We start from the raw sequence: 18,301 nt of genomic DNA on the forward strand, positions 1-18,301 counted from the left end.
CGAAAGTCTGCTATATCTGCGTGCAATTTTTCACACAGATATAGCAGATTTCCGAAGATTTTTTTTTAAACATATTTTAAAAGTTTAATTTATCCTGAACCCTATACTACAGGACAGTATAACTATTTTTATTGAATATATTTGAAAGTTGTCGGAACATTACAATTTAAACGAAAGTACCAATGAATAACAGCTTTAAAAATATATTTTTAGTATTACTTTTAATTAATTTCGGAGCTATATCTGTAAAAGCTCAGAAAGTAGTAACCGTTATTGATGTTACAAAGTACGGCGCTATTGGTAATGGAAAAGCGTTAGATACAAAGGCAATCCAAAAAGCAATTGACGTAGCTGCAAAATTAGGGAATGGCACAAAAGTTTTACTTCCTAGAAACCACCAATATCTTATTAGTACGCTGGTTTTAAAAAGTGACATCGAATTTTATTTAGAAGGAAACGCCCAACTTTTGGTAAGCACTAAAAAAGAAGATTATTCGGTTGAAGGTTCCATAATAGCTAATGATGTTAAAAATCTAAAAATATCAGGAACAGGAAGTATTAATGGACGGGCATTAGAGTTTATGACGCATTACGATACTGTTAAGGAAATTTGGATGCCAAAAGACTGGAGACCAAAACTATTTATTCTTACTAAATGCATAGATTTAGAAATAACGGATATCACTATTGAAAAAGCACCTTCCTGGAGCCTGCACCTTTTGGGTTGCGAAAATGTATTAATCGATGGCGTGAAAATCAAGAATAATCTTGACGTACCTAATTGCGATGGAATTGATCCCGATCATTGCCGAAATGTTGAAATACGCAACTGCGAAATAAGTTGTGGCGATGATGCGATAGTAGTAAAAGCAACACAACAAGAAATTGATTACGGTCCATCTGCGAATATTTGGGTTCACGATTGTAAATTGGAAACTCAGGATTCAGGATTAAAAATAGGAACAGAAACAGCACAAGATATTTACAATGTTGTTTTTGAACGATGTGAAATAAAAACCAGTTGCCGTGGATTGACAATCCAATTGCGTGATGAAGGAGATGTATATAACATCGTTTTTAAAGATATAAATTTTACTTCCCGCTATCATTCTAATCCGTGGTGGGGGCGAGGAGAGGCGATTTCATTAACTGCGATACAGCGTAATCCGGAGACTAAAATTGGAAAAATTCACAATGTTTTAATTGAAAATGTAAAAGGAATAGCCGAAAATAGTATTCGTATCAATGGCACAAAGGAAAGTAGAATCACCGATATCCGCCTTTATAATGTTGACGTTACATTAAACAGATGGACAAAGTATCCCGGTAATGTCTTTGACAACCGCCCTACAAAAGCGTATGATGGTATTGAAACCCATGATACTCCGGGGATTTTTATTCGATATAGCGATCGTGTAGTATTAGAAAACTGCAGCATAGCTTGGGGAAATTCGATTCCGGATTATTTTACAAATGCAATTCAGGCCAATAATGTGACAGGAATCGAACTGATTAATTTTAAAGGAGAATCAGCTAATCCTGCAAAATATAAGGCCATAGATATTCCCAAACTGTAATTAATTTATAAAATATGACTTTAAAATTTAAAAATAAATATTGGTTAAAACGATGCAAAAAATCATTTTTGTCATTGCTGATACTCTTATTTTTTGGAGTTCAGACTTGGTCACAAGAAAACCAAAGTTTTAAAATTTTTCAGTTTCCAGCCAATAAAATCCCTACGGTTGACGGAAATGCAGAAGATTGGAAAATAGTTCCTGAAAGTTATGCTGTTGGAATGGGAGAGTTATGGGATGACAGTGGAAAACAGACTAAAGCAGATCCGAAAAATCTGGATGTGAGTGTGAAAGTGGCTTGGGTAAAAGGATTGAATCGGTTGTATTTTTTATACGAAGCCTACGATAATTATTGGGATTTTTCTTTGACGGGTTTACACAACGATATCTTTGAAATCACTGTAGACGGCGATCAATCCGGAGGTCCATTTATTGATCGTTTTCATCCAAATAAATCATTGACAAATACGATGGATGCCTATTTCTCCTATCATGGCGTTCATGCACAAAACTATCATATTTTTACTCCTTCGGAAGGAAAAGATTGGGCTTTAGCTTGGGGAAGTCAGCCCTGGATAAAAGAATTGCCATATTCCAATGCTGCGACACATTATAATTTTAAACCCGGAGAATCAGGAAAATTGACATTAGAGTTTTGGATAACTCCTTTTGATTATGCAGGAAATGATCCTGAAAGAGCTATTGAATCCATATTGGAAGAAAATAAAAACATAGGACTTTGTTGGGCAATAATTGATTATGATGATGTGAATAAAGAGGCCAATAACGGGTTTTGGAACTTATCAAAAGAACATACCATGTACGGAAATGCCAATTATAGTTTGCCTTTTAAATTAATGCCTCTTGAGGAACAATTCAAAAAAGGAATAGCTGCAAAATGGTCTTTTAATGTGGTTGATATGAATCGAAGAATGGTTGCTTTTATTGATAAATCCGAGGGGGAAATCAAATCGTGGAAATGGGATTTTGGGGATGGAACAACTTCTTCAGAGCAAAACCCAATACATCAATATAAAGAAGCAGGAAAATATATCGTGGTTTTAAATATTGAAGGCCCAAAAGGTAAATCCAGACTTTCCAAAGTTTGGGATGTTGCAGTAAAATAAAAAATAATAGCATAAAATATAGTAATCTAATGAGAAATAAATTCAATTTATGTTTGCCCGCAGCCTTTATGGCGCTACTATTTGTAGGCTGTAAAACGTATAAAAATACTACTGAAACAGGCATAGTATTAACCAATAATTCTAATTTAGAATTAACGGATAAACCAATTTCTATCGCAAGAAATCTTTTGCCAGTTACTAACGGTTTAAATAATTATCCAATATTAGTCTATGAAAATGACACGATCCCTTCTCAAGTTAATGATTTAGATGGCGATGGAAAATGGGATGAACTATTTGTAGTGACCAATTTTTCGGCCAGTGAAAAGAAAAACACACAACTTGTCTGGGTAAAACAAGCACCTAAATTTACGATTAGAACTAGCGCAAGATTTGGAAAAAGAGAAACCGAAAATGAACCTTTACAACCCGCAACCGAAGAAACTGTAAATGCGAATCAAGTCTATAAAAAACTAGGTTTTCAAAAATACCAAACCGATGGTCCTTCTTGGGAAAATGACAAAGTAGGTTTTAGACATTATTTTGACGGTAGAAATTCCAAAGATGTTTTTGGAAAAAAATTACCCGCGATTACTCCGGAAAATGTTGGTATTAACAGTAAAGGAGCCGTAGAAGATAATTATCATGTGATGTATGATTGGGGAAGAGATGTTTTCCCCGTGGGTAGTTCAGCTGGCCTTGGAGGGTACGCGTTACTTGTAGGAAATGAAATTAACAGACTTGGAATTCTTGGAACCGATACTTTGAATAATATCGAAAAGACAACTTTCAAAATTGTGAGCGAAGGACCAGAAAATTCTGTTTTAAGTTATGATTACCACAATTGGAATGCATCGGGAAATAAGTATCAGGTAAAAGAAATTACGTCTATTTGGCCCGGAATGTACGGCTATAAAAACACAATTAGTTTGGATGGACTTAAAGGAAACGAAATGTTACTTATTGCTTTATCAAACATTAACAATCAAAAAGGATTAAAAGTTATAGAAGTTGGAGATTGGGTTTGTCTTATCCAACACGATAATCTAGGCTATAATCGCGAATGGATTATGGGAACAGCAATAATAGTTCCTAAAAAAGGGTACAATGGCTATATGGAAGCACCAAAAAAAGGACAATTAACGGATTCTTATTTGGCGAAATTTAAAATAGAAAACAATGAGCCAATCAGTTATTATGCAGTTGCTGCTTGGGAATTGAGTGCCGATAAAAATTTCAAGGATTCGGACTATTTCAATAATTATGTTATCAACTTAGCCAAACAACTTTCTACCGAAATCACTGTTAAAATCAATAAATAAACCTTATTTCTATTTCTAAAACCGATAGTATGAAACATTCTTTTTCTAAAATCGCAACTCTTTTGTTTACGAGCGTGCTAGTATCAACAGCTACAGTACATGCACAAAAAAACGATGCAACCGCACCACTGCATTTACTTCAACCGGATTACCCAACTCCTTATGGAACTCCTCAAAAAGATAGTATCAAAAAGGTATTGGATAGAGTTTATAAATTTCTGGATGCAAATTCAGCTTCCAAAATTATAAATGCAACCACAAAAGCGGAAATCACGAATTATAAAAAAGGCAATGAAGACATCATGTTTGAGCCAGGTGCTTTTAGACTTACCAGTTACGAATGGGGAGTTACTTATGCGGGAATGCTTTTAGCTTCTAAAGCTACGGGCGAAAAATATTTTGCCGATTATTCCAACAAGCGAATCAAATTAATTGCCGATATCGCCGAAAACTATAAAGAGAAAAATATCAAAGACAAAGACATGATCAAAACCCTGCATCCTGAAGCATTAGATTTTGCAGGAGCACTTTGTGCAGCCTTTATAAAAGCAAAGCAAGATGGACTAAAAGCAAATGTAGATCCGCTGATTAATAATTATATTGACTTCATTAGCAATAAACAATTTAGATTGCAAGATGGAACTTTGGCCAGAAACAGACCTCAAGACAATACGCTTTGGTTAGACGACATGTTCATGAGCGTACCGGCACTTGCCCAAATGGGTAAATATACAGGCGATGTTAAATATTTTGATGATGCCGTAAAACAAGTCAACCAGTTTTCGGGGAGAATGTTTAATAAAGAAAAAGGAATTTACATGCACGGTTGGGTGCAATCTATGGAAGATCATCCCCAATTTCACTGGGGTAGAGCCAATGGTTGGGCAGTGATGACCATGATTGAATTATTGGAAGTTTTGCCAAAAGACCACCCAGGATATGCGGGAGTTTTGGCGCAATTGCAAGCACATATCAAAGGATTGGCAAAATACCAAGACGGAACTGGTTTTTGGCACCAATTATTGGATAGAAATGACACTTATTTAGAAACTTCGGCAACAGCCATTTATACGTATTCAATTGCCAGAGCCATTAATCGTGGTTATATTGATAAAATGACTTATGCACCAGCAGTTCTATTGGCTTGGAATGCAGTAGCTTCAAAAGTCAATGCCAAAGGACAAGTAGAAGGAACTTGTGTAGGGACAGGAATGGGATTTGACCCTGCATTTTATTACTATCGACCAATAAATGTATTTGCAGCTCATGGTTATGGGCCAGTTTTATTGGCTGGATCTGAAGTGATTTTGTTGTTGAAAGACAGCCAATTCGAAATCAACGATAGCTCTATCCAATTAAAAATAGAAGGTAAAAACAACCAACACAAATGAAAATTAAAATCCTTTTAAATACCATTATACTATTCGTTACCGCTACTGTTTTTGGTCAAATTGGTACTCGCTTTCCATCCGAAAAGAAAATAGTTAAAGATCCTGTAACAGGACAAAAATTAATATTCTTGACTACGAAATCGGCTGGGGATTCTAAAACCTATCCCACGCATCCACAGTGGACCTCAGATGGGAAATGGTTGATATTTCGATCAAACCGAGCTAAAGGGGAAGCCATTGCGGTTAATGAAAAATCTGGTGTAATGGTTCAAGTTACTGAAGGTGGTTATAACGGAACGCTGTGCATAGCGCAAAAGTCGATGAAATTGTACTTTATGCGTAAAGGACAAGAAGACAAAATGCAAATCATAGAAGTAAATTTGGGCACTGTATTTGAAGACAGTAAATCGGGGAAAATGAAACCTGTTTCTGCTTACGAAAAAGTTTGTGGCACTACGAATCCAGAAATGGGAGCCTCTGGTGATATGGCATTAGATGCAGATGAAGAAAGGGTTTATTTTAGAATTGGAAAAGAAGAAGCTGCCAAACATTTAGATTCTGGAGTCACTATCGAAAAAAGTTTTGGTCCCCGCAATATGGGCGCAGGGCCTGGAGGGATTGGCAGCATGAATTTGAAAACAGGCGAGTTAAAGCATGTCATTTCGGTTCCTTTTCAAATTGGGCATATCCAATCAAATGTATGGAATCCTGGTGAGATTATTTTTTGCTGGGAAACAGGAGGGAAGTCACCCCAACGTACGTGGACTGTTATGGCAGACGGTACGGGTTTACGCCCTTTGTATCCTGAATCCAATTTTGAATGGGTTACACACGAAGCCGTAATTTCCAAAGACGAAGTAGCCATGGCGATTATGGGACATCGAAAAATTGATATTGAGAAAGATCCCCTTGTGGAAGTTGCTGCGAACGGTGAAATCAAAAATCCTGTCAATCCGGGGCAAGAGAGTAATTGGGGAGCCACGGGAACTAGAGAAAAACCAACAGGTCTTGCCATTGTAAATCTTAGAACCAGAGAGATGATTATTGCCGGACAAACTAAAAGCGGTAGCGGTTTATGGCACGTACATGGTTCAGCTGATGGGCGATGGGCCGTGGGCGATGATTTTTCGCGAAGTTTATATCTAATTGACCGAAAAACTAATGAAATGATGATGCTTACAACGGGGCATAAAGAAACAGCCGCAGATCATTTGCATCCTACTTTTAATAGTGACGGGACAAAAATAGAAATACAATCGGCGATGCTTTCAGAAGACAATCGCACCATGAATATATGCATTGTAAATGTGCCGAAAGACTGGTTGAAACGTAAATAATAGAATTAAATATAATAGTAATAGAATATAATAAATAAGAACATAATGAAAAATATTTTTAGATTGTTAATTTGCCTTATCGGATTTTCGCAAATAACATTTTCGCAAAAAAACAATAAAGATACCTTTCCTGATGGGACTTTAATCCCAAATTGGTTTAAAGATTATACTAAAATTGAATTAAAAAATTTAGGCAAAAAATATAGTATTACTGATTATGGTGTAAGTAATGACAGTACAAAAATTCAAACTCTCGCCATACAGAAGATTATTGACAAGGCATCCGCAAATGGTGGAGGTGTCATTGTGATTCCGAAAGGCGTTTTTCTGAGTGGAGCTTTGTTTTTTAAACCTAAAACAAGTTTATATATTTCTGATAAAGCTACTTTGAAAGGTTCGGATAATATTTCGGATTATCCAATCATGCCTTCACGAATGGAAGGTCAAAATTTAGATTATTTTCCTGCTTTAGTAAATGCCTATGGAGTTGATGGTTTTTCAATTTCAGGCAAAGGAACTCTAAACGGAAATGGTTCAAAGTATTGGGAAGCTTTTTGGGCAAGACGCAAAGAAAATCCAAAATGCACCAATCTAGAAGTTTCAAGACCAAGATTAGTATTTGTTTGGAATTCTAATAATGTGCAACTTCAAGATGTAAAATTGATTAATTCAGGTTTTTGGACCAATCATTTTTATAAATGTAATAATGTAAAAATATTAGATGTTTATATTTTTTCTCCGCACCTAGAAGCTAAAGCCCCAAGTACAGATGCTATCGATATTGATATTTGTTCTAATGTTCTTATAAAAGGCTGTTATATGTCTGTAAATGATGACGCTATAGCATTAAAAGGAGGCAAAGGACCTTATGCAGATCAGGATAAAAATAATGGTCCAAATTCTAATATTATTATTGAAGATTGCCATTTTGGATTTTGTCATTCGGCATTAACAAACGGAAGCGAATCGATACATAATAGAAATGTGATCATGCGTAATTGTCAAATTGACGGAGCTTCAAGATTATTATGGCTTAAAATGAGACCTGATACGCCTCAAAGATATGAGTTTATTAGGGTTGAAAATATAAAAGGAGAAGCTAAAACGTGTCTTGCTGTTTTTGCATGGAAACAATTTTTTGACTTAAAAGGGCGACCAGACGTACCCTTATCATACGGGGATAATATTACGTTAAAGAATATTGATCTTAAATGTGATACTTTTTATGGAGTAGAAAAAGATCCTAACGTTCGTTTAACCAATTTTACATTTGAAAATTTGAATATTGAAGCTACTAATGCGGCTATCGATAAAAGCATAATAAAGGGAGTAACTTTTAAAAATGTTTACATTAACAAAAAACGAATAGAATAATTATCCATGCTATTTATGCTGATGCTACAGGATGCGATAAAAACCGAAAGGAGATTTAGATTTTTTTTAAATTATTAAACATGTTCAAAAATAATTATTCCATTTTTAGATATTTTAGTGAAAAAATAGTGTGTATTATCTTTTTAATCCACTCTTCCTTTTTATTTGCACAACTAACCGGAAAAACGGATGCAATCTATTCTGGAACCCCTTGGTTTGATCAAAATGGAAATGTTGTAAGTGCCCATGGAGCCAATATTATTATGGACAACGGTAAATTCTATCTTTTTGGCGAAGCCCATAGTGATACCAACAATGCTTTTGCCGGTTTTAACTGTTATTCCTCAAAGGATCTTTATAATTGGAAATTTGAACGAGTAGCACTTCCTGTGCAAAATTCGGGTAAATTAGGTCCTAACCGGGTTGGTGAAAGGGTTAAAGTAATGAAAAACCCTAAAACGAAAGAATATATTATGTTTATGCATGCCGATTCGCTTACCTATAAGGATCAGTTTGTGGGCTATGCTACTTCAAAAACAGTTAAAGGCCCTTATAACTTTAAAGGTCCATTGCTTTTTAATGACAAACCTATAAAAAAATGGGATATGGGAGTTTTCCAAGATAAAGATGGTTCCGGATACATACTTATTCACGGGGGTGAAATTTATAAACTTGGTGAAGACTATAAATCTGTTGTTGAACAAGTAAATGCAAATATGACATCAGGATTTGAATCCCCTACCATGTTAAAAAAAGACGGTCTTTATTATCTTATTGGCTCAAACCTTACCAGTTGGGAACGTAACGATAATTATTATTACACCTCTAATTCTATCAGAGGGCCATGGATCTCCAGAGGGCTTATTGCTCCAGAGGGCTCATTAACTTGGAATTCACAATCAACCTTTGTCTTACCAATTGAAGGAACAAAGGACACAACCTATATGTTTATGGGCGACCGATGGTCTTTTCCAAAACAAGCCTCTGCGGCAACCTATGTATGGCAACCTCTTTTAATTTCAGGAACTTCACTTTCTATGCGAACATATCAGGAAGCATGGCAAATAAATGTTTCAACCGGACTTGCATCGCCAATAAAAACTGGTGATAAAATTATAGAAAACACGGATAAACAAATTCTATACAGTGGCAATTGGAAACATCTCAATAATGGAGATGCCATATCTGAGAGCAAATCTAACGAAAAATGCGCTTCGTTTTCAATCAAATTTAGTGGTCAGCAAATCGCTTTATATAGTTATGTTGGTACAGAAAACGGCTATGCACGAATTGTACTATCTGACAAAAAAGGAAAAGTAATAGTAACCTCGTTGATTGACATGTACAGTAAGTCTCCCCTATCAACACAATTATTCCGGTCTCAGCTTTTGAAAAAAGATACCTATACATTAACCGTTTATGTAACCGGGGAAAGATCTAATTGGTCCGATAAAAGAAAATCAAATTATGGCAGTACTGGAGACTTCGTTTCTCTGGATAAGATCATAATTCAAAACTAGACTTTTCCAAAAACAATAAATCAATTTATCCGATAACCATAGAATAGTTGAGACGAAAATAATCAGAGTACCAAACATAAAAAATGAGGCTTTATCGCCTCATTTTTTTATCCTTTAAAATCCATTTATCTAACCGTTTCAGGTAAAATCGAATACGGTACAGGATTATTTTTATTCAAATTGATGTAAAAATAATCCAATGCAACTCCCTCATCAATCATGTAGATTTTTAACGTATTCTTTCCTTTAACAGTTGATTTAATGGCTACTTTTTTAGTTGCTTTATTCGATAATACGTTTTGTTTCCATTCTTCACTTCTTCCAATAGTGGCAAAATCAATTATTTGAATAGGCTCATTATTCCATTGTACCCCAACACGAACACCATGTTCATTCGTTAAAGGAAGTGTAGGTATGGCATGTACAATTAATTCCGGTGCTACGAAAGCATCCGAATTACTCAGATGAATTTGATACTCCAGATAAGGAGCCTCTTTGGTAAGATTGTCTGTTTTTAATGGGCTTGCCGTCAACGGATAGGACTGCATCGCGGCTTTACTATATCCTAAGCCGTCAATTTTTTTCCACTGATACGGTTCTTGATTTTTTATTGCCGTGAAATTTTGAGCATAGATAACGACCCTTTCTTCCATTGCTATGAATGTTTTTTTAGCCACAGCAATACTATTTAAATCGACAGTAAGGTTTACTACTCTTGTTTTATTCCCATAATTAATAGTAAACTGGGCTTTTTGAACTTGCTTTTTGTTCCATTTATTCCAATCAATATTTAATTCTATTCTTTCATTATCGATAGCATTTTTACCTAAAATACCTTTTGTTTTATTGGCTATTAACCAATTAGGAACATTTGATAATTCCCAGGAAATCGTCGCTTCTTTTTTTAGGAAAATATCAATAAAATGAGATACTGATGCATTAGGATGATAAGTAGGCAATGTCAGCTCTGAGGCATCCGTCTTAGCTGAGTTTTCCACCATTAGTCCAACAGGCTCAATTTCACTTTGCGCAACAGGAATTTCGATATTTGCCTTATCAAAAACAGGCAACTTTCTAGGACTCATATCCATCATATGATTCCACTTTCCATCAGCCATTTGATTGTATTTCTGAGTAATTGATTTTATTTCATTGAATGCCTTTTCCGATTTCAAAGCATATTCCTTCGCATTCAGACGGCCTTGTTTGCCATATATATTTGCTTTATCAGCATATAGAAACTTTTTATTCATCAACGAAGCTGCTTTTGCAGGATAATATACCAACTGAAAATAAGGATCTTGCAAGTCTTTTGGTAACTTGTCTTTTAAAATTGTAACCTGATTTTCTAAATTTTGATACTTGTTAATTCGTGTTTGATTTTCATCCCCGAAAAATAACGGATTGTAGGCTGTTTGCTTGGTTTTTGTAGTCGGTTCGGTCTGACTCCAACCCATAAATTCCGGTTTTCTTTCAAAAGCCAAATCAAAATATTCCCATTTTATATCCGCAATTGACTTCCCGTACCTTTTCCCAAAAATCGACGAATAAAAATCAGCCATGTGCGTTTTGACCTTGGTAGGCTTTTCAAAAGAACTGGCATCATAAGCCATGTCCATAAACAATTGTGTTGTATATTCAATAGGCTTTATATCACCTACATTCAGAATCCAAATTTCTTTACAGTTAGCTTGGTAAGCCTTAATCATTTCTTCCCGAATCAATGCAGGATGAACTGAATCCACCCAAAGATAATCGTGAGGTCTTCCCCAGTAAGAAGCGTGATAATAAACCCCGCCGCCTCCGGAACGTTTTTGTTCTTCGGCATTACTCAACCTTCGGATATAGCCGTAGTTATCATCTGTCCAAACTAAGGTAATATCATCTGGAACTTTCAGGCCTTCATCATATAAATCCAAAACTTCTTTATACACAGTAAAGGCTTGTGGCACTTTAGTCGCATCAGGATTGATGTATTTTTCAATTAATTTTCTCTGATCGTCTAAAATATGTGTCAATAGCTCAGCTCCTTCTTTATTATTTTTCACTCCTTCCATTCCGCTATCATGCACCCCACGCATTCCAATTGTGTAAATAGCATCGACATTTTTGCTTTCTTTTACCCGGTCTTCCCAATATTCATGTACCTTTTTTTTATTTGTTACATAATTAAAATGTCCCATTTCTTTTTCCTTCCATTCGTCAACATTGTTACGCAACATCGGTTCTGCATGAGAAGACCCAACAACAATTTGATACCCCTCAGCTATTTTAACATTCCCCGGAATTTTAAAAAAACCGGTCGTTCCTTCGTGCATTGCCGGCCAAATCGTATTGGCTTTCAATCGCAATAATAATTCAAATATTTTGGCATAGGTTTTAGGTCCAATATTCCCCACTTCAGGTTCAAAAGTTTTTGAAGCCCAAGGACGCAATCCCCAATCTTCGTCATTTAAAAAGATTCCTCTGAATTTAACGGATGGCGCTTTGGACTGAAACTCCTTTTGCGTCAGTACCAATTCATTTTGTTTTGCAACAGGTACATCCGCCCACCAATACCAAGGCGAAACCCCGATTCGTTCCGAAATGGCATAAACCCCGTAAGCAGTTCCTCTTGGATTCGTCCCAGTAATAATAAATGCTTTTTTAATCTTGGACGTTGGTTTGTCAATAATCTTGAGAAGATAACTTTCCCATTGCTTTTCGAATCCTTTAAAATCGCTTTTTTTGTTTAAAAAAGATCCGATTAACGCTGATTGAAGCTGTCCAATAACAATTACATTGCCCGATGCAGTTGCACTGTTTTTTGTAACCGATGGTTTAAAACCCGTAATTTTAAAAATATCATCCGATAAAGAGTAGGCCAAGATTGAATCTAATGCTGTGGCATTATCATATAAGATAGTTGCTTTTTGGTCTTTGGTAAACACCTCAAATTTTAATGCAGCATCATTTTGAGCCTTACTTTTTTGAAGGAACAACAAAATGAACAAAAATGATAGAATAGAATTTTTCATATATGATTTAAAAAAATGAAATGTAATGTTTGTATGTTATGCCTAAATTAGTTTTCTTCCACAACTTGAACGCCCCAAGGTTCAATGTCTAATTTTTCGCCTTTCTTGACTTTACGGTCGGAAGTTAACTCTTTTCCGTCAGGGTAATCATAAAGCACTGAATCTGTTTTCGAGGAATAATTATAATAGAAATGCACTTTTTTACCAAAATCATTTATTCCTTGTTTGGTAATTAAAGGCCAATGAATGTTTTGGTCACTGGTTCTAATACCAGCACGTTCTATGGCCGACATCACTATTTTTTCCTGCAAAATATCGGAAGGGCGGCAACCTTCGTAAACCAAAGTTCCTTTTCCAAATTTATTGCTCGTAATGGCAGGATATTTTCCGTAGAAAGGATGGTCATAAAAAGCCAATGGTTGGGCAGTTTCCGGGATAATCAATTCAGCCCATTCCGAAACGGTATTTTCCTTGTCGGCAACACTGAAAGGATTTCCTTTTAGGTTCAGATTTTCGATGTTAGCAAACTCTTGATAGTAGAATCCGCAAGCTTTGCGAAGCGGTCCTGGTGCGACTTCAGTTCTAACCATTGAGTTTTGATCGGTAAATCCACTTTTGAACATCATTACTACTTGGCCGCCCTCTTTTACATAATTGGAAATAGCTGTCAATACAGCATCCGAAGCCACGTATAAAGGGGGAACAATTACCAGTTTATAATCTTTTAAATTTAGATTCGGTTTTTCCGCAAAAACATAGTCCACTGCCACGCTGTTGTTGTACAAAGCACGGTGCAGCTGGTCGGTTTGCGTGCGATAGGCATTGCTACCTTCTTTATAGGGCATAATGTTTAAGGCATGATTAGAATCGTAGCTAAAAAGTATGGCTACTTGTGGCTTGATTTTTAAATTAACTAGATTAGGACCAAATTTTTTAAGTTCTTGTGCCGTCTTTTTCATTTCATCATACACTCGGTTAGGTTCCAAATCGTGTGACAGGATTCCTTTCCAATAGGTTTCCTGCCCGTAATGGATGGAATGCCAATGCCAATAGGCCACCATATTAGCACCAGAACCAATATTGGAATACATGTTAAGGCGTAATTGTCCATCATAAGGAGGATGTTGGTCTTTAGAATCCCATCCTGTGGTTTGTCCCGTGGTTTCGGTAACCAGATAATTGGAATTTTTTACCGAGCGAATATAATCACCAGCCATGGCATATTCGGCTCCTGTGCATTTGTCCTGTACTGGAGGATATTTGTTTAATCCCAGAATATCCATAAATTGACTCGTTTGAGGTTTGTCAATTTCGGGAGTCGTCATAAAACAATGCGTAACAAATTGATCGGGACGCTTGTATTCATCCACAATTTTGGTTTGCCAAGTCAGAAAGTCTGCAATCACTTTCATTTTATATCGTTCCCATTCTAGTTTATAACCTGTATTGGTAGCCCCGTCCCGGTCTGGGAATTCACTCCAATCGTTCATGGCCATTCCCCAGTAATTCAAACCCCATATTTTGTTTAGTGTTTGTACGGTTCCAAATTTATCTTTCAAATAATTGACAAAACCTACCTGAAAATCGTGATTATTGGCACCACGGGTAAGGGTTTCATTGTCCACCTGAAAACCAATCACGGCAGGATGTTTTGCATAACGTTCAGCAATTTTTCGGATAATGCGCTCGGAATAAAACAAGTAAGAGGCATTTGTTAAATCTACATTTTGACGAATACCATAACTGGCTTTTCGACCTCCAGCATATTCAATAAGCATTTCAGGATATTTGAGGGCCATCCACGCAGGAATAGAATAAGTAGGAGTACCAACAATTACTTTTATTCCCGCTTTGTGTAAGCGGTCGATGATTCGATCCATCCATGCAAATTCGAATTTGCCTTCTTGGGGTTCAAAACCACTCCACGAAGATTCGGCCAGACGAACTACGGAAACTCCTGTTTCCTGCATCATTTGTACATCTTTTTCGAGTCGATCAGTAGGCATGTATTCATGGTAATAAGATACGCCGTATAGAACGTTATTGAATTTAATTTGGGCAAAAGAATGTTTCGTTAAACTAAGCATAACCACTAAAAAAAGCAGCTTTATGCTTCTGGAAAACCTTTTTGTAAAAGCAATATATACGTGTTTCATTTTATTGAAATATAAATTATTAAATTATTTTTTGATGGAAATAAGTTATACCGGCCCCAAAAGTCCTGATTTCTGCAAGGAACTTTTGGCATTCAAATTAGTATTCTCTGAGAGATATGATCGTTTATCCAGTAATAATAAGCCCCTGTTTTAACACTATACTGTGGAGCAACAAAACCGTTTTCTATAAAATCACAATTGTCATTCTGTTTATCTTGGGCGAATGTTACAGCTGACAGTACTAGCGTTAATGTAGTTAGGATGATTTTTTTCATAAAAAAGCTTTATTTATTTTTGCCCATACGGGTTACATTAATCTTTTTTAATGTTTGCATTTTTTAAAACTACATTTTTAATAAAATGGGTGTTTTCAATAGGCCCCTTTGATGTTTGCAACTCAATGTTCTCAAAAGTAAAATCTGTCCTTATGAAAAACAACATTGCTTTCTGTCGAAACCGGATTTAGAGAATTAAATGTCCCTTTATTGATTAATGAACTCTTGCATCCTAACGTCCTCCATCAAATTCAAAACTTCCTAAATCTGGTGCTGTTCCTTTAAAAGGGAATCCAATATTGGTTCCTACGTTTATCAATTTACTTGTGGGAGTTAATTTTAAAAAGTTAGTATTGGGCAGGCTTCCATCAGCTTGTCTTGGAGCTGTTAAAAAAGCTTCATCAAGACTTAAAAAATCAGATGAAGTAACGTTTATATTGAGGTCAAAATAATTATTTTTCAAGATGCAACGTGACTTATCAATGTGGGCTAATTCCTTTACTTTAGCTGCAAACCCTAAGTTGTTGACCATTTCGTGATTCCAACCTGGGCCATCAGTACCAAAATCAGTGGGGTTTAATGCCAAGCAGTTCAGCATATCATAGTTTACCCTGTTCTTATAGGCCGTATTATTGTGCCAATAGTTTCCTTCTAAATGATGATTGGCATAAAAACCACCTTGTTTATTTCCAACTGCCAAACAAAAACGTATTATGTTTTTTGGGATTAGGGTGTAATTTGCGATAACATTGTCATAAGGATTTCGCCCTTTGGCATATCCACCTGTTTTAAATCCATTTCCATCACCACGACTTACAAAATCAGAAGAATAACCATTGTAAAAAGCCCAGCAATTTTCTATTAAAACAGCTTCTGCATTATTGATTAAATCGAATCCATCATCACTATTAAACCAAGACCGACAACCCCTGAAAATATTATTTACACTCCCTTTTTTAAGATGTGCACCAAAACCATCCGTGTTTCCTCCTTTTGCTCCTTCTGAAACAGAATCCCAGTTATTGTAGGCATCACAATTTAATATGAGATTATTGGAACCGGACAGCATATAGACTCCAATAGCCATACCGTCGTGCAGTTGCAATCGTTCCAGTGTATTATGGTTGCCTATAACCTCGAAACATTCGGATTGGGTATGTCCCTTTATGGTTACCTGAACACCTGTAATTTCAATGCCTTTAATGTGAATGTTATCTCCTTTGACCAAAAAAGCGACAATACGATAATTGGCGGGTTTGATGTTTTTGTAATCAAACACGGGAGTTTCGTTTGGAAACGCCAAATAGCTAATGCCTTTTTTGTCCAGTTGGGTTACATAAGCATAGGCACGTTGATAGGTCGCTATTTGTTCTTCTCTCATCGTATAAATACCGCCCCTGATGTAAACGGTATCTCCAGCATTGGCCAATTCTTGGGCTCTTTTTACAGTTTCAACGGGTTTGTCTTTACTTCCAATATTGGAATCATTCCCATTTGGAGCAACATAATATTCAGCGGCAAAAGAATAAAAACCACTTAGAAGCAATGTGAGGATTACAATTTTATGTTTCATAAGGTAAAATTTTTTGAATTGTCTCCAGCTTTAGCTGGAGGCAATTCAAATTTTAAAAACAAATTGGCCGGATAGATTATAATGGAGTTAAAACAGAAATCGCACTATTTTTTTGCAGGAATTTCGATGTACTCTTTCAAGGCACATTCTTTTATTTTTTTGAGGCTTTCCGCAACGGTAAGTGCGTTAAGATCTGCACCTTCAAAACCTGTGTGGGTGTGATCTTTTGGGAAAAAGGACTTAACTTTTTCTTTACCTAAATCTTCGTATTTCAAGGCTACTATTTCGTTTAAATCGATATAAAAAGCACCTGTATTTGTTGCCGCTATTTTCGACCATCCTCCATAAGTATCCGCTCTGCGTTCTACTTTGTCGTTTGGCCATTCGTTTCTTGGAGTTTGACTCAAAACGATAGGAATCGCCCCTTTTGCTTTGGCTTCTTTAATAAACGTTTCCATATACCAGCCAAAAGTATGCACGGTTTCAGTTAAACTGTCCCGAACCACTTCTTGGGTTTCATTACCGTTTCCTTTAAGCGAACCCCTGAATTTTTCTTTGTCAATCGCTCCAGCATCGTTATGACCAAATTGGATCATTACAAAATCTCCCGGTTTTAATTGATTTTTTACGGCATCCCATAATCCTTCCTTGGTATAGGTTCTGGTGCTTCTACCCCCACGGGCTTTATTGATAACTTCAATTCTGGTGGTATCGCAATAAGTAGGAAAAGCAACTCCCCAACCCACAGCATTAGGATTGTTACCATTATTAGCCATGGTAGAATCGCCAATTAAATATACTTTTTTCTTTACAGGAAGTACAATTTTAGGATTTTCTAAAATATAATTTTTTAAAGAATTGTCACTTTTTTTCAATTCATTGATAATTACCGAAGCTGAAAGTACCGCTCCTTTTGCCGAAGTATGCGTATGATCTCGTTTATAGAAATAGTTTCCGGTTACTTTTGTTTCACCCAACTTTTCCATTTCAATGGACATCATATCGTTTAATTCGATAAAAGTTACTTTCTCTTGTTCTGCAATTTGTTTGGCCCATAATCCATAGGATTTATTGTTACGAGGCACTTTTCCTTCCTTCCAATCGTTTCTTGGAATCGAAGAACAAATGATAGGAATAGCACCTTTATACTTAGCATCTTTAACTATCTTTCGAATATACCAACCGTAGCTGTGCACGATTTCGTGTTTCTTGGTCAGTATGTTGTCTATTTCCTCTGTTTCTTCGCCAATGCCTTTGATCGTTCCTCTAGCTCTGGAATCATCATTTAAAGGGCCGTCATCATTATGTCCAAATTGAATTAGTACATAATCACCTTTTTTGAGTTTTTTATACACTGCTTCCCACAAGCCTTTGTCCTGAAAAGTTCGGCTGCTGGTTCCTCCTAAAGCATGGTTTTCAAGCTTAACTTTTGAAGTATCCAAAAATTGGCCTATGTAATCTCCCCAGCCCCAAAGTCCACCGCCACCTTTGCCACCGCCATTTTTTACGGTTGAATCGCCTACGGTGTAAATAGTGGGTTTGTCTTGCTTTTTATAAGTAAAATTTAAAAACAATAATGCTAAACAAAGAATCGAAAATATTTTAATCAATTTCATATTTTTAATGTATAAA

11 protein-coding genes are annotated in these 18,301 nt (G+C 36.1%); 7 read left to right on the forward strand and 4 right to left on the reverse strand.

What is annotated here, in order from left to right:
- The first annotated feature begins 182 nt into the window (after positions 1 to 182).
- The 7 genes from ACM55K_RS08220 (at position 183) to ACM55K_RS08250 (ending at position 9,648) form a co-directional block, all read left to right on the forward strand.
- Positions 183 to 1,577, forward strand: a complete 1,395-nt coding sequence (locus ACM55K_RS08220) for a glycoside hydrolase family 28 protein (RefSeq protein WP_416849757.1) — start codon at positions 183 to 185, stop codon at positions 1,575 to 1,577.
- Between the two features lie 14 nt (positions 1,578 to 1,591).
- A complete protein-coding gene (locus tag ACM55K_RS08225) occupies positions 1,592 to 2,704 on the forward strand; it encodes a PKD domain-containing protein (protein WP_416849758.1) in 1,113 nt (370 codons plus the stop codon).
- Positions 2,705 to 2,733: 29 nt separating this feature from the next.
- Positions 2,734 to 4,026: a DUF4861 domain-containing protein gene (locus tag ACM55K_RS08230; protein WP_416849759.1), complete on the forward strand. Its 1,293-nt coding sequence runs from the start codon at positions 2,734 to 2,736 to the stop codon at positions 4,024 to 4,026.
- 29 nt (positions 4,027 to 4,055) lie between these two features.
- Positions 4,056 to 5,417, forward strand: a complete 1,362-nt coding sequence (locus ACM55K_RS08235; RefSeq protein WP_416849760.1) for a glycoside hydrolase family 88/105 protein — start codon at positions 4,056 to 4,058, stop codon at positions 5,415 to 5,417.
- Positions 5,414 to 6,754, forward strand: coding sequence for a TolB-like translocation protein (locus ACM55K_RS08240; protein WP_416849761.1), 1,341 nt, complete (start codon positions 5,414 to 5,416; stop codon positions 6,752 to 6,754). Before ACM55K_RS08235 ends, ACM55K_RS08240 begins: the two co-directional genes overlap by 4 nt.
- A gap of 45 nt (positions 6,755 to 6,799) precedes the next feature.
- Positions 6,800 to 8,128: a rhamnogalacturonidase gene (locus ACM55K_RS08245; RefSeq protein ID WP_416849762.1), complete on the forward strand. Its 1,329-nt coding sequence runs from the start codon at positions 6,800 to 6,802 to the stop codon at positions 8,126 to 8,128.
- An 80-nt stretch (positions 8,129 to 8,208) separates the two neighbouring features.
- Entirely contained in the window at positions 8,209 to 9,648 is a 1,440-nt protein-coding gene (locus tag ACM55K_RS08250; protein ID WP_416849763.1) for a family 43 glycosylhydrolase, read from the forward strand.
- Between the two features lie 125 nt (positions 9,649 to 9,773).
- On the opposite strand, the gene ACM55K_RS08255 is transcribed toward ACM55K_RS08250, so the two are convergent.
- The 4 genes from ACM55K_RS08255 to ACM55K_RS08270 all read right to left on the reverse strand — a co-directional run bounded on the left by ACM55K_RS08255 (position 9,774) and on the right by ACM55K_RS08270 (position 18,285).
- Positions 9,774 to 12,665 carry a glycosyl hydrolase 115 family protein gene (locus ACM55K_RS08255; protein WP_416849764.1) on the reverse strand — a complete coding sequence of 964 codons (2,892 nt, stop codon included), beginning with the start codon at positions 12,663 to 12,665 and terminating at the stop codon, positions 9,774 to 9,776.
- Positions 12,666 to 12,712: 47 nt separating this feature from the next.
- Positions 12,713 to 14,821, reverse strand: a complete 2,109-nt coding sequence (locus tag ACM55K_RS08260; protein ID WP_416849765.1) for a beta-galactosidase — start codon at positions 14,819 to 14,821, stop codon at positions 12,713 to 12,715.
- A 507-nt stretch (positions 14,822 to 15,328) separates the two neighbouring features.
- On the reverse strand, positions 15,329 to 16,669 hold the full coding sequence (locus ACM55K_RS08265) for a right-handed parallel beta-helix repeat-containing protein (protein WP_416849766.1): 1,341 nt from the start codon (positions 16,667 to 16,669) through the stop codon (positions 15,329 to 15,331).
- A 104-nt stretch (positions 16,670 to 16,773) separates the two neighbouring features.
- On the reverse strand, positions 16,774 to 18,285 hold the full coding sequence (locus ACM55K_RS08270) for a rhamnogalacturonan acetylesterase (RefSeq protein ID WP_416849767.1): 1,512 nt from the start codon (positions 18,283 to 18,285) through the stop codon (positions 16,774 to 16,776).
- Positions 18,286 to 18,301 lie beyond the last annotated feature (16 nt).

This window comes from Flavobacterium arabinosi, from assembly GCF_048158725.1.
In the GTDB taxonomy this organism is placed as follows: domain Bacteria; phylum Bacteroidota; class Bacteroidia; order Flavobacteriales; family Flavobacteriaceae; genus Flavobacterium; species Flavobacterium arabinosi.